Origin of the sequence: Calothrix anomala FACHB-343, assembly GCF_014696435.1 — a bacterium.
Lineage (GTDB): Bacteria > Cyanobacteriota > Cyanobacteriia > Cyanobacteriales > Nostocaceae > Aulosira > Aulosira anomala_A.
The window spans coordinates 152596-166464 of the sequence record NZ_JACJQG010000004.1 but is presented as its reverse complement, the minus strand read 5'-3'; the positions used below and the strand labels follow the sequence as shown (position 1 = coordinate 166464).

General features: G+C 41.5%; 16 protein-coding genes. 6 read left to right on the top strand and 10 right to left on the bottom strand.

From position 1 onward, the window contains the following. Positions 1–398 precede the first annotated feature (398 nt). From aroA to H6G08_RS03390, 3 genes are all read left to right on the top strand, one after another. Positions 399–1748: a 3-phosphoshikimate 1-carboxyvinyltransferase gene (aroA, locus tag H6G08_RS03400; RefSeq protein ID WP_190538877.1), complete on the top strand. Its 1350-nt coding sequence runs from the start codon at positions 399–401 to the stop codon at positions 1746–1748. Positions 1749–2175: 427 nt separating this feature from the next. After that, positions 2176–2526 (top strand): BON domain-containing protein, encoded by a 351-nt coding sequence (locus tag H6G08_RS03395; RefSeq protein ID WP_190538876.1) that lies wholly within the window; start codon positions 2176–2178, stop codon positions 2524–2526. A gap of 217 nt (positions 2527–2743) precedes the next feature. Continuing rightward, complete coding sequence (locus tag H6G08_RS03390; protein ID WP_190538875.1) at positions 2744–3136, top strand: sunset domain-containing protein; 393 nt, start codon at positions 2744–2746, stop codon at positions 3134–3136. A 75-nt stretch (positions 3137–3211) separates the two neighbouring features. Here H6G08_RS03390 and H6G08_RS03385 read toward each other — a convergent pair whose 3' ends face one another. Next, positions 3212–4579 (bottom strand): RNA-guided endonuclease InsQ/TnpB family protein, encoded by a 1368-nt coding sequence (locus tag H6G08_RS03385; RefSeq protein ID WP_190538874.1) that lies wholly within the window; start codon positions 4577–4579, stop codon positions 3212–3214. A 72-nt stretch (positions 4580–4651) separates the two neighbouring features. Here H6G08_RS03385 and H6G08_RS03380 point away from each other — a divergent pair, with 72 nt between their 5' ends. The 3 genes from H6G08_RS03380 (at position 4652) to H6G08_RS03370 (ending at position 6256) form a co-directional block, all read left to right on the top strand. Further along, the gene (locus H6G08_RS03380) at positions 4652–4804 is read left to right on the top strand and encodes a hypothetical protein (RefSeq protein ID WP_190538914.1); all 153 of its coding nucleotides are present in this window, start codon (positions 4652–4654) and stop codon (positions 4802–4804) included. 531 nt (positions 4805–5335) lie between these two features. Continuing rightward, positions 5336–5659: a phasin family protein gene (locus tag H6G08_RS03375; protein ID WP_096641866.1), complete on the top strand. Its 324-nt coding sequence runs from the start codon at positions 5336–5338 to the stop codon at positions 5657–5659. A 75-nt stretch (positions 5660–5734) separates the two neighbouring features. Then, positions 5735–6256 carry an FKBP-type peptidyl-prolyl cis-trans isomerase gene (locus H6G08_RS03370; RefSeq protein WP_190538873.1) on the top strand — a complete coding sequence of 174 codons (522 nt, stop codon included), beginning with the start codon at positions 5735–5737 and terminating at the stop codon, positions 6254–6256. Positions 6257–6828: 572 nt separating this feature from the next. Here the strand turns inward: H6G08_RS03370 and H6G08_RS03365 are convergent. The 9 genes from H6G08_RS03365 to H6G08_RS03325 form a co-directional block, all read right to left on the bottom strand. Further along, on the bottom strand, positions 6829–7191 hold the full coding sequence (locus H6G08_RS03365; protein ID WP_242046048.1) for a CpeR family transcriptional regulator: 363 nt from the start codon (positions 7189–7191) through the stop codon (positions 6829–6831). Beyond that, positions 7169–7792 carry a chromophore lyase CpcT/CpeT gene (locus H6G08_RS03360; protein ID WP_190538872.1) on the bottom strand — a complete coding sequence of 208 codons (624 nt, stop codon included), beginning with the start codon at positions 7790–7792 and terminating at the stop codon, positions 7169–7171. Before H6G08_RS03360 ends, H6G08_RS03365 begins: the two co-directional genes overlap by 23 nt. 250 nt (positions 7793–8042) lie before the next feature. Further along, a complete protein-coding gene (locus H6G08_RS03355) occupies positions 8043–8621 on the bottom strand; it encodes a phycobiliprotein lyase (protein WP_313941053.1) in 579 nt (192 codons plus the stop codon). 211 nt (positions 8622–8832) lie between these two features. Beyond that, the gene (locus H6G08_RS03350; RefSeq protein WP_190538871.1) at positions 8833–9582 is read right to left on the bottom strand and encodes a phycobilisome rod-core linker polypeptide; all 750 of its coding nucleotides are present in this window, start codon (positions 9580–9582) and stop codon (positions 8833–8835) included. Between the two features lie 40 nt (positions 9583–9622). Beyond that, on the bottom strand, positions 9623–10483 hold the full coding sequence (locus H6G08_RS03345; RefSeq protein WP_190538870.1) for a phycobilisome linker polypeptide: 861 nt from the start codon (positions 10481–10483) through the stop codon (positions 9623–9625). A 368-nt stretch (positions 10484–10851) separates the two neighbouring features. Beyond that, positions 10852–11556, bottom strand: a complete 705-nt coding sequence (locus H6G08_RS03340; RefSeq protein ID WP_190538869.1) for an ankyrin repeat domain-containing protein — start codon at positions 11554–11556, stop codon at positions 10852–10854. Between the two features lie 277 nt (positions 11557–11833). After that, positions 11834–12310, bottom strand: a complete 477-nt coding sequence (locus tag H6G08_RS03335; protein WP_242046047.1) for a DUF2656 domain-containing protein — start codon at positions 12308–12310, stop codon at positions 11834–11836. A 100-nt stretch (positions 12311–12410) separates the two neighbouring features. Next, on the bottom strand, positions 12411–12944 hold the full coding sequence (locus H6G08_RS03330; protein WP_190538868.1) for a hypothetical protein: 534 nt from the start codon (positions 12942–12944) through the stop codon (positions 12411–12413). A gap of 263 nt (positions 12945–13207) precedes the next feature. Continuing rightward, positions 13208–13840, bottom strand: a complete 633-nt coding sequence (locus tag H6G08_RS03325) for a Uma2 family endonuclease (protein ID WP_190538867.1) — start codon at positions 13838–13840, stop codon at positions 13208–13210. Positions 13841–13869 lie beyond the last annotated feature (29 nt).

Here is a 13869-nt window from a genome sequence, read left to right as displayed (position 1 = left end):
AGCAGTCCGGGTCAGAAACTAAACAATAAAACATGCTTAGATATTAACTGAATCTGCTTATTTGGTAAGGGAGATAAATAAATATCAAAATAGTTAGGGCACGAATTGATCGAGCAAAAACTGTTATTTTTATCAGGAAAGCTAATTTAAAAGTAAATTTATTGAATATATTGTAAATAATCTTAAGATAACCGAATTTAGTATAGCGGATAGTCAACAGTCAACGGTCAACAGTCAACGGTCTAATGACAAATGACCATTGACCATTGACCACTTTTTGAAGATTTGATTAAGTTTCATAGAACAAAAGGCGATAGGATACTAGGAAGGAAGTCAACTACTGCAATACAAGCAGTCGCTGATTTACTTCCATTGTGTTCAAAAGCCAGTGTATCCTAATGTCGGCTGCTGTAATAACCCAAGAAACGCAAACAGATCTTTCGCAAAAATTAATTATCCAGCGACCTCCCTTTGGTTTATCCTTGCAAGGTCGGATTCGGATTCCCGGTGATAAGTCTATCTCTCATCGTGCTTTAATGTTGGGCGCTATAGCCCAAGGTGAAACGGAAATTCAAGGTCTGCTTTTAGGAGAAGATCCGCGCAGCACTGCTAGTTGTTTTCAAGCTATGGGCGCGGAAATTTCGGAACTAAATACGGATTTAGTCAAGGTTAAAGGTATTGGGCTGGGAAATTTACAAGAACCAGTTGACGTATTGAATGCTGGTAATTCTGGCACTACACTGCGTCTGATGTTGGGACTTTTGGCTTCCCATCCAGGGCGCTTTTTTACTGTAACAGGTGATGCTTCTTTGCGATCGCGTCCTATGTCCCGTGTAGTGAAACCTTTACAAGAAATGGGCGCGCAAATTTGGGGACGCAAAGGAAATTCTCTCGCACCCCTAGCGATTCAAGGACAAGCGCTTAAACCAATTCACTATCATTCTCCCATTGCATCGGCACAAGTGAAGTCTTGTATTTTACTCGCAGGGCTAGCAACTGACGGTAAAACTACGGTAACAGAACCAGCCCTTTCCCGCGATCATAGCGAAAGGATGTTACGGGCGTTTGGTGCGGAACTGAGTATAGATCCAGACACCAACAGCGTGACGATTACCGGGCCAGCCCAACTTTACGGACAAAAAGTTATAGTTCCTGGCGATATTAGTTCCGCCGCTTTTTGGTTAGTTGCAGGTGCAATTGTTCCTGGTTCGGAATTAGTGGTAGAAAACGTTGGCGTGAATCCTACTCGCACCGGGATTTTAGAAGCTTTAGCAATGATGGGCGCAGATATTCAACTGGAAAATCAGCGAGAAGTCGCAGGGGAACCAGTAGCGGATATCAGAGTGCGTTCCAGTAGTTTAAAAAGCTGCACGATTGCTGGCGATATTATACCGAGAATGATTGATGAAATTCCGATTTTGGCAGTAGCAGCCGTCTTTGCCGAAGGAACAACAATTATTCGCGATGCAGAGGAGTTAAGAGTTAAAGAAAGCGATCGCATTACCGTGATGGCGCAGCAACTCAATAAAATGGGTGCTAAGGTTACCGAACTCCCCGATGGGATGGAAATTACAGGCGGTACTGCTTTAGTCGGGACTGATGTTGATAGCCATACAGATCATCGCATAGCCATGAGTTTAGCGATCGCCGCTTTAGTCACTAGCGGAATCACCACCATTCACCGCGCCGAAGCAGCAGCGATTTCTTACCCTGACTTCTTTAACACCCTAACTGCGATCGTTAATTAATTTGGTCATTAGTCATTGGTCATTGGTCATTGGTCATTGGTCATTAAAATTATGGACTGTTGACTATTGACTCTTGACTATTGACTAGACAATAATTTTTTATAAGTTTTATTTAATTATTTTTATTTGTTCATAGATATTTTCTATAAACTGAATATTACAGAATATAAAATTAACCAAGATTTGCCTGGAAACGTCAATAAATTGGCTCTAATTTTTAACAAAAAATAACAATCATTGACTTAATCTTGGATTTGTCATAATTTAAATATCTCGTTGATATGTGCATCCTTGAGATAAATAATTTTTTCAACATTCATTTGGATAATATTGGCTACAATCAATCTAAATTCAAAATAAGTTAAAATACTTGCGTAAATTCAAAAACTTGCGTAAATTCAAGATTTAGCATTGGAGAAAATACATTATGGGCTGGTTACAAAGACTTTTTGGTATGGAAAAACCAGAAAATGCTCAAGTAAATCCTGAGCCTACTTTAGTAGCTGAGAATTCTGCTGAAGGTGAAACAATTCCTATTGAAAGAATGGGATTAAATGGAGAATATGACCAAAGTGGTTTAGCCAAAAGAGTTGCCTTGGCTTTTGATGAAGATCGTCGTTTCGATAGTATTAATACAATTTACGTTGCTCAATTAGGAACTAAAGTAGTTTTAAGAGGGAAAGTACCCGATGCAGATACTTTGAGTCAATTGGCTGAAGTTGCTGCTGGCGTCAGTGGTGCAACCGAAGTAGCTACCAACGAAGTGACAGTTGGATAAGGGATTTGTAAATCAAAAATATCCCCCGGTTTAAGCAGAGGTAGCAGAGGATGTTTTAAAAGTCATCTTGTTGACAGCAAGCCATTTAACGAGATTTATAAAGAAATATTTTCAGATTAAATAGGCAAGCAAGAATTTATCAAAAGCGTCACAAAATACTTTTTAAACAACCTCTATCTGCTGAAAATAACACTTGAATTGTTGGATTAAATATTTCATGAGCGCAAAAATTACACTACGTAAATTTGGAATTGGGCTAACATTGTTAAGCGTTTTAATGTTAGCTAGTTGTGGTGGTAAATCAGAAGAATCTGCTAATAATAATGCCGAAAAACCAACGGCGGTTTCTCAAGTTAAGCCTGATAAAAAAGGAGAAACTTCCGCCACGGGAACTAATACAGCGATTTCCGCAGATGCACAAAAGTTAGGCGTAAAACCTCAAGATGAAACTACTTGTCCTAGCAACGCACCTATTAAGGGGAAAGCTACGGCAAAGCGAGGAAATATCTATCACACTACGAAGTTTCCTGATTATGCCAAAGTGAAACCAGATATCTGTTTTAAAGATACCGCTACGGCAGAAAAAGCAGGTTTTACAGCGCCTAATTGACACTCTCCCTTGCTACGCCACGGAGATTCTTAAAACATCGCTGTCTTAATATCCTGATTGCTCAGGTTCCCAGGCTCAACACGTTTGCACGGGAGTGCGTGTTGATTTCTCCTTACGTTGTTTCGGGCGTTTAGGTTTCGCGGAGTCCCCACGTACCATATCAAATGCTCTATCTCTGATGGTTTTAGCCGCTCCAATATCAGCATGTGTCATGTGTCCACATTTAACACAGATGAATTTTTCACCGTCTCTATTAGATTTGTCCACATGACCACAATTACGGCATTCTTGGCTAGAGTGCTTAGGATTAACCTTAATTACGACCTTTCCTTGCTTTGCAGCCAGATACTCAATTTTTAAAGTCAAATCACTCCAACTTGCATCAGAAATAGACCGATTTAATGCTTTCTTTCTAGATTGACCATTGCTTAAAAACCTGCCAGTAGTTGAGTCTACTTTAACTTTGCAGCGTCTCATCATCCCTGATACATTTAAATCTTCAATAGCAATTGCATCAACATTTCTAGAAATTATTTTATTCGCAACTTTCCACTCTCTAGCTTGACGCTTATCAGCGATTTTCTTATGAAGTCTGCCTATTTTTTTGGTTTCTTTCTTGCGGTTAACACTACCTTTGACTTTGCGACTAATACGACGCTGACGTAGTTTTAAAGTGCGTCTTGTCTTTTTGTTGGTTGCAAACCTTGGATTATCAATTTGAGAATTATCAGAAAGATGTACCAATTTTGTTAAGCCTAAATCACAACCAAGGATTGATTTAACATTAGTCAATGGACTAGAAACATAGTCAGGTATGGTTTTATCTTCAATTCTTAATGATATGTACCAACCATCTTGACGCTTGCGAATTGTTGCTGCTTTTATTGTGAATCCATCGGGTATTTGACGAGAATGATAAAATCTCATCCAGCCTAATTTGGGTAGATAGATTTTATTTTTCTGGATTTTAATACCCATCGTCATCGTGAAAGATGTGAAATTAGAACGATTTTTGAATTTTGGGAATCCACGACCGTCAAAAAAGTTCTCATAGGCTTTATCTAGTCTTTTAATATTTTGTTGCAACGCTGTTGAGTCAATGCCAGCAAACCAAGGTCTAGCTTTTTTAAGCTCTGGTAGTGCAGCATCTTGAATCATTCCAGCATTACGGCGTGGATTTACAGGATTACCTTTTTTATCGATTTTACTTTCTTTCCAAGGTTCACCCGTTGCACCATTCTTGCTAACAAAACAAGTAAGCGGACAAGCTTCAGCTTTAGTCCTTATATCACAATATTCACCCATAATAAATTGTTGAGCATATTGGGTTAATCGGTCATTAAGACACCAGTTATAGTGACTTCTGAGCATATCTACCCAATTACTCATTTTTGTTGATTGTGTTGCATTTGGTCTGAGTTTGTATACATAGTTTGTTAGCAAGTTTAATCACCTCCTTGTTTTTTTTACTAAATATATACTCACATAAATATGTTCGCATTATGTGCACAAATAATGAAAAAAGATTTACATATTCGGATTACCGAGCGCAGACTTAATAAGTTGCGTTTATTAGCAGTGGAAAAAGAGAAAACAATTACTCAAATAGTAGAAGAATTGATTGATACCCTGCCAGAACCAAAAAGAGAAAACATCACTCAGCCCTAAAGGGCTTCCGGCAGCTTTCATCCCTTGCCTAAAGTACGCTTGGACGGCGCTGTGCGCCTGTTCCTCAAGGGCTTTCAGCTAGCCTTTTTTGTAAGTGTTGCGCAGCTTACCTTAACATCATACAGCAGATTGCCAGTTGCTTAAGTCCTGTTATCGTTGATTGTAGGGGCACTGGCACTGCCATGCCCCGAAGCACGTACCTAATTTACCTGAAATATGCTGTAATTGTCGGTGTAAGCTTTTTCACCCGCCTGGGAATGAATTCCCAAGGACAAAGCTCAAGTCTACTGAAATAGACTCTTGACTTCAGTCATTTGTCCCCCTTGTCCCCCTTGTCCTCCTTCCCTTCCCTAACCCCTAGCCCCTCATACCCGTTTCGTAATAACCACACCTACTTCTATTCTTTACTCTTGCCAATTTGCCAAAATAGAGTTGTAGGCTAGAATAGCTACGCTTTTTTTAGCATAGCTCAATTGCATATACACAAGCGCAAGGGTAGGCTGGGTTGAAATAATTTCACAGGAAGGGAGTATGGATAATAACAATTGGATGCAGCAGTTATTAATGCTTGGTATTGGTACAACATCTTTAGTAGCAGATAAACTGCGACAAGTGGGCGACGAACTGGTTAAAGATGGTAAGCTCAATCCTGAACAAGCCAAAGCTGTAATGGATGATATTGCACAGCAGTTGCGATCGGAACAGGGAACTTGGGAAGCGCAAATGCAACGACAAATGCGGAACATGATGCAAGATTTAGGCGTAGCGCGACAATCAGAAGTAGATGAATTACGCGGTAGAATCGATCGTTTAGAACGGCAAGTACGGGATTTAGAAAATAAGCTTTGGCGTTAAGACATCCTTTGTGATTTACTAATTGTGTCCTGTTAGTCAAACTGAGACACATTAGCCATATAGGGAGGCTTAATTTTGAAAGCGATTTTACTCAGCGTTGGGTTAATGCTGGTATGTGTTGTGGTGTTAGTATTAGCGCAAATTGGTAGTAAACAGGACTCTGCTATTGCGGCTAATCTCACTGACACTGCACCAGCACCCACTACTATTACTGAAAACAATAATTTGATTGCGAGCAATATTATGTCTGACGCCAATACCGTGACTACCGATTCTGGGCTGCAATATGTTGAACTAAAAGAAGGAACCGGGGAGACTCCAAAAAAGGGACAAACGGTTGTAGTTCACTATACCGGAACTTTAACTGATGGTACAAAGTTTGACAGTTCGCGCGATCGCGGTCAACCTTTCAGCTTTCCGCTCGGTCTTGGACGAGTCATCAAAGGTTGGGATGAAGGACTTAGCACCATGAAAGTTGGTGGTAGCCGTAAGTTAATTATCCCCCCAGATTTAGGTTATGGCGCTCGTGGTGCTGGTGGTGTAATTCCGCCTAATGCTACCCTAGTATTTGAAGTGGAATTGCTAGGTATTCAATAATTACTCGGTTTTTCACCTATTTAGGGAAGCGCGATAAAATTATACACAGATATCCCAGGGGCACAAAATATTGTGCCCCTAACTGTATGATTAATCAATTGAAAATCTCTGCAACTACATTTGCAATTACCCATCTTTTCCATAAAATGAACCCATATCTGCGATGAAATTTTCGGCGTATGGGTCTCATACTTTGCATCCTCACCTCTCTCACAAAGCTAATTATTACTACCCACATTTCGCGAAAACTGTGCCAAAAAGAGGCAGTGCGTGTTTCTGAGAAGCAAGAATCTCCCCCTAAATTGCGTTTGCGGAGCGTTCCAAAGGAAAGCAATTAGCAGGGGGAGCATCCCAAATGTGCAAAAACGCCCTCACCCTATAAGGGTGGGGCTAGAAATACGAAGCCTGCCTTCGCAGGCTCAAAGTTTGATAGCCTGCGAAGGCAGGCTTTGTTGGTATAGCAATACCCTAGAAGGGTATTGCGTCAAAATTGGGATGCTCCCATTAGCGGGGGAGTGTCAATTATGCAACACCTTAGTAGACTTCATCTGATTTGATATCTAGCAAATCAATTAAACTTGCTCATCAAATCGGGTGCGAAAACCTCCATATTTCAGCCAATATTGTTTCAAATTGTGGCAAGGTGTATGCAAACTAGCTCTTGCCCGATAAAGAATTACTTGACGATGAGCGCCCATCCAAATTTTGTCAATTGGATCGACAGAAATCACAGTACCTCCTAAGGCACCCACACATTGAGAAAAACGCTCAATCGCACTGTAATCTACAGTTTCAAAAACAAAGAAGTTGCCAGAACAAATTAAATGTCTGCTGCGAATCCAGCATTGCATTTTTTTCTGTGCTTCTGGGGGTAGCATATTCGGCTTAATGCCCAGATTGGCTAGAGAAGTTTCATAGGATGTTTGGAATTTCATCAGCGAAACTCTCCTTTTTTTCAAACCGCAAAGGCCCAAAGGTAGACCCCCAAACCTGCTCGTGTGTATTTACATCCAGCCCTCTATCAAGGCTTACCCAAGTGGTTTGCGTGATTTCAACGTAACTGTGGAGATAAGTCTGACAGCCATTTTTTTCGATTAAGCATAAGTTTCCCGGTTCCACACCGCCAATAAATCTATCTCCCTCGCGTTGGAAAATCATTGAGCAGTGATATCGGCGTTCTATACAATCTGGGGTGATAGTTTTGAGAATGCTTAATTCGCGGGCTGCACCAGCATATAAAAGAGGGTTTTTTAAACTGTAATTTTCGATATAAATTTGGTCGCCTTGATCGACTAAACGATGTACCCCCTGTCGATAAGGTCGCCACAAATCATAGTCATAAACTTGTTCGGAATAAAGCCCAATTCCTGAGAAGAATTCAAAGGCTAAAGGGCGAAAGAAAACATGAATATGGGCGTAATCTTTAGGGTTTTCGTATGCTTGTTTATAATTGCTGAAATCACCTGCCATCCAACGAGCTAAGGTAATTAAATCATTAGATACAGTTTCGCAAATATGTGGTATTGAAGAGGTCATAACTAAATGAGGATAAATAAACAATAGGAGAATGAAAATTTCAAATGATGACCTTAATTTGTGAAAAATGACATAGCAAAGCTAACGCGATCAGTATGTATTGAAACTGCACGTTTTGATGTTGTATCTATATGACTAGAAATGACTAGTGCTGTATTTTTGGATCTATCGTTGATTGTTGACTGTTGACTGTTGACTCTTAAGAGAGATTTTCATGCTTTGGTGTGAGATTTTATGGTGGATGGCTAACTTAACTTTGAACACCCTGGCGGATTTCTGAAGAAAAGGAAGCTGTGACAACTCCCGAACCAGCGCTGGTTTTAATTAGGGAAACCCGACAACGTACATTGGGGTTAACAAACCAAATTTTTTCTTCGGCGGCGGCGCGATCGTAGGCGGTAGTCAGGACAAATGTGCCGTCTTCTGTTAAGTAATAGTCGCCAGCAGCCGCGATGGTTTCTGCATAGCCTTGATCGCGCAGGAGTTTACCGCGTTGGGGATCGGTAGGATCGGGAATGGGAACGAGAATACAGCTACCTTTGATTTCATTGTCATCCCAGTCTGATTGCCCTTCCCAACTCATGCGAAATGGGGAAACTGCCGTCTGCGGATCGATGTTATAGCTTTTACATAAGTCAATCACTGCTGGATCGTCTTCTGGGAGAGCGATAATATCTATCTCGGACTGTACGGCTTCAAAGTGGCTGAATGCTAAATGATGGGCGCTGCGTTGCGATCGCCAACGCCCTAGAGAATTTGCCACAAACTCTGTAATATTCATCAACTCTTTGGTGTTTGCAATGGGAGATTTTTCAGTGATTTTTGGCACAATTTTTGATTAAAAAGCTTAATTATTGAGGGTGGGCATTGCCCACCCGGTTAAACATTACCAAAGGCAGCGGGAAGCCTGCCCCTTCAAGGGGTAGCGAGGTTGCTCTCCCCGCCGCGTCATTGGTCATTGGTCAGTGGTCAGTGGTAAAGAAAACAACTGACTACTGACTACTGAAGCTCATCCTGCCCCTAGAAGGGGCAGGATGAGCTTAAACAATTTCAGTAATGCTGATGATTTTGCCAGAAGTCCGATTAATCCGTTGAATTTGTGGAGTCATCTTACTAGCTGGAACAATGTACTCTGTAGTACTAATGCGGCGGGGGCTATCAAATTTGCTACCCTTGACCAAAATTTTGAACCGTTTTTCTGTGCCAGAACCAATCACAGTTGATGAAGAGGGTTGAATCGCATTGGCGCTGTTGGTGGCTACAGCATACACCAATTGAGCAGATTTAACCGCGCTGTCAATTTGAGCAGGGCCGCGATCGAGGGCAAATATCCGGTTGTAGCCTACTTGCTTGGAGTTAGCAGCGCTATTCTTACCGCGATAGTAGGGTACGATGTTTTCGCCAAAGGCTGTTTCGTATTCATTACTATCGATGTAGGAATCAATTTCCCCATCGTAGCCTTCGGCTACAGTCCGAACAATATGCTCGGAAACTTCCCGTTGATCTTGGGGTGCGCGTCCTAACAAATGTAAGAAGTTCAGTTCCACAAACCGATAGGGAGCGCAGGACGAGAAGTAGCGATTGCGATAAAAATCAGACTTCGCAACGGCGCGAACAAATTCCCGTACAGAGATAGAGCGATCGCACAATTGTGATTCTGCTGTCACCAACCGCTCACTCTCCATGACATGAGGGTTGCCTAAAACTTGTTTGTAAACTGCACGGATGATAGTTTGAACTTCCTCTAAGCTGCTATTCGGCCAAAGTTCAAGAATTGTCTGGGATGTCATTGAAATCTATCTCCTCTATTTTGCTAAGTTGTCAGCTGGTTTAGACAGGAGTGATGCTGGCAATTACGCCGCCTTGTTGGTGAATCCGTTGATATTCTTGGGAGAGCTTATCGTAGGGCACCAAAAAGACTTGGTTGGAACGGCGGAACTTGGAAATACTGTTGAAGGTTTTGGCGCGATAACCTGTGACTTCAACGCGATAAACTTTACCACCTGCACTGCCATCGACTCCCAGACGAGTAACGGAACCAGTGGGACGACTAGAGAACACTGCACCCTTACTAGCAGGTGAGACTACTGGTGTGGGAATACCTTGAATCACTAGGGCATTCAACTTGGGAGCCTTACCAGACAAGTCACCCTTCAAGCTGCTGCTAGAAGCACCCCGCACCAGTTGGAAGGTATGGGTAAATTGCACCATGCTGGTACAAGCTTCTGTCTTATAGCCTCGGATATAGGGAACAATGTTTTCCCCAAAGGTGGACTGATACTCATCGCTGTCGAGGTAAGAATCAATCTCCGCTTCAAACCCTTGAGTATCTAGAATTGTGCTGTGGGCGCGCATTTCTTCTAAATCCAGTGGTGGCCGACCTAATAAATGGCGAAAATTGAGTTCAATCGCCCGGTAGCGCGCACAACTGGTGAAAAAGCGAGAACGATAAAGTTCGGATTTAGCCACGGCTCTGACAAACTCGCGGACGCTCAATTCACCCAACTTAAATTGCGATTCGGGCACAACGAGACGCTCGCTTTCCATTACATAGGCATTGCCCAATACTTGCCGATAGACTGCCTTAATGAATGTTTCGGCTTCTTCTTGGGAGCGGCCTGGTACCCACTCAACGGGAGGGGTTTCATCGAAGAGGCTAACTCCCAAGCGTGAAGCTGGTCCAAATGGCATTAACTGTTTCTCCTGTTAACGAAAGTTTAAGAAAAATGTTTCAATTTGTAAATTAAATTCAGATTAATCGTCTAGGTAAATCAAATCGTGGGATTGATTTGTTGCAAGCAAAATTTCCAGCTTCCATAAACATGAAAGTTGTAATGTCCTGGGCGATTAAGCTTCTTAGCGTTTTATACGCTTTGTTATGATCATTTTCTTACGACCGAGTAAAGATGTGCATCAAGATTTGTAAATCTTGATGAAATGAGAGACTTTTGCACTCGGTTTGCACAAATGATTATTTATTGGGCATGGGGCATGGGGCATTGGGCATTGGGCATTGGGCATTGATCAAAGACGCGATGAATCGCGTCTCTACAATTGTCCTACTCTGTCGCTCCTGCTTGGATTAATAAATCTGCTGCTTGCGCTGCACGAAAGGAATTGCGGGCTTCACTCAAGGCTGTGGCACCCCAGCGATTTTTGGGGCGAAAGTCTGCGCCATGTGCTAGCAAAATTTTCATAGTTTCTAAATCGCCCCTGGCGGCTGCCATCATGAGGGGAGTCCAACCACCGAGGTTTTCTGTATTTACTTGTGCTACTAGTTCAATTAATGCCTTGACGGTGTATGTATGCCCATTATCGGCTGCTAAGTATAAGGCTGTGTCACCGATGTTATTGGTGGCATTGATTTCAGCACCCATTTTAACTAGACGTTGCACAATATCTGTTTGTCCGCGTCTTGCCATTGTCATCAGCACAGTCTCGCCATAGGAATTGCGATCGCCAATAGTCGCACCACTATCTAGCAACAACGATACAATATTGCGGCGATCGCCTTCTGCGGCAAACATTAAGGCTGTGTAACCTGTGGGATTTTTGACATTGATATCAATATTATGAGCTAGCAGTAATTCCACAATCTCGAAATAACCTTCACTAGCTGCCCACATTAATGCTGTATTACTGGCTCCCAAGGCTGTCACGCCTCCGGTGGTATTAGCATCTGCACCTTGGGCTAATAAGCTTTCTACAGTCGCAATATCACCTTTAACGATCGCGCGAATCAAATCTTCGTTGAGAGAAGGCATTGGTAATTAATAATTCGTAATTCGTAATTCGTAGTTCGTAGTTACAACGTTACAACTTATTGTGAGCTTCTTGAACCATCATTAGTCTTGGATTGGTATGCTTGCTAGTCTTGATTTTAATTACGAACTACGAACTAGTACTCTGACAACTCAACTTTAAGGGCTAAAGAAACGAACCACGAAGACACGAAGAGCGCTAAGAAAGAGGTAAAGAAGAGAAGTAAAAAAATGATTCACCCAGCAAAGATGACTTGCAAAAGTACTAGTAATTATTTGCTTAAGCTTTCTTAAGTTCAACTTTGAAGATACTATCTGCGGGTTTTTGAGCAATGGTAGCATCCCAGGCGATCGCCTGCAAAAATGCCTCGCCAGATGCAGTTTCGACTACATCCACACCCCAGTTGCCCGGTTGCAACGCATCAGGAGAATCACTAGTAGGTGGAGTTGTTTTGATACCACCTAAAACTAAAATTTCTGGTTTATTTCCTGTACTTAATTGCTGTAATCTCCGCTTCTCGGCTAGGGCTTGGGCACAGAGTTCGCCTACTTGCTGCGGCGAAAATTCATTGGTGGGGAATAAAATTTCTACAGTCCAATGGGGATGATTCACCAGTCTACATTTTAGGTTTTCATGGGCACTCAAACCTGATTGAAAAACCTCCACAAATTCTTCGCGACTGAGGGCGGGTATGGTATCAGGAGAAACATTAAAGTTGTGAGAGAGCAGCATTCGCCCTGGAAATTGATTAAGCATTTAGGTTCAGGATAATTACAGCGATCGCAAATATGTTAGCAATCAAGCAAAAGTTGTAGTTAAAGATTTTATCCTCATAATATCTCAATACTGATCTGCACTATTCAGAGGATTTGTATTGAACTATAGCAATAATTGCATCAATCACTTTTAATTCAACAATATTACCAATAAAGACCATTTTCCCAGACTTTAATGGTAAAATCACAACAGAGTGATTTTTGGAAATATTCTTGCTAACGACTTGATTAAATGGAATAACTTGTTGATAGGGGATAACGCCAAACCAACTACGTCCGCTAATTATAATCTTGGCTTGTTCACGGACAAAGGTTACCAGGTTGGGCTTTTTTACAGATAATGCAAAAGTACTCAGCAAAATACAAAACAAACCAGCAAGCTTCACACATAAAATAGCTGGATTACCTTTAAGTGTAGTTAACAAGAAGCCTGATAAACTTAAGTATGCTTGAAAAGAGTCAGGGTTGGCAGGGGGTGTTGCAACCAAAAAAATGCCAAAAAGTATTAAAAAGCAAAATAAGATAGTATGCACAGTAGTTAATATTAGAGAATAAGAATTATTAATAATAATTTTTGTATCTGTACACTCAATCACATCGGTTCTTTCTTGCATTGCTATATCATCTAGTAAAATCTCACCTCTAAAAGTTCTATCTTATACTTTAGTAATTTGTCATATAGGATTCAAATTTGATTATCTCGTTTCCAGCCGGAGGCTGGGAATGCATATTCGTGGGCTGCTGCCTCGAAAGCTGATAAATTGAGGCAGAGCATGGGAGCTAGATGAAATGGGGGTTTCGCGTTAAGTTGACACAGGTGGGCAATAATGCTATGCCCCTAAAATCTGTCGTCTTCTTTGTTCAAATTGGTATGAGCTTAAATAATTTTACCAGCCTGTAAAACCTGTTCAGCCGTCAATTTTAATTCTGGGAAAGTCAGCAAGACGATAGTTTGATTATCTCTAAACTGTTGAATTTCATACTCCCCATTCACGAGAGTACAGATAGAGAGGGTAGGTTGTTTGGGTTTACCGATATATCGAATACCACCATTACCTGCGTAGTCAGCAATCCAATATTCGGGAATACCTAAAACTGCATAGTCTTCAACTTTACGGGCATAATCATTTTGCCAGTTGCTACTCACAACTTCCGCAACAAATTTAATCGAACTTCCCAGCGTTAGGATTGATTGATCGTACCAAAGCGGTTCTTTGGTAAGTTCATTTCTATCGATAAATGCAACATCTGGACGAAATGCTGTCATCCCAATGTTAGCAGGGCGCAAGAGTCCTCGCTGAAGGACAAACCAAGGTAAGTCTGCGCTGTCGATTTGCACGCAGATTTTGGTAGTAATCAAGGCTGCAACTTCTTCATGCAAGCCTGTTGGTTCCAAGTCAAATACCTCTCCATCAATCAATTCATAGCGGTTTTCGTCACCATAATTGGCGATAAAGTCTTCAAAGCTGAGAGGCTTCTGTTGTATTGCTTGGTTGATAGCAACAGTCATAGATCAACTTAGCCTAATCAATGCTTTCA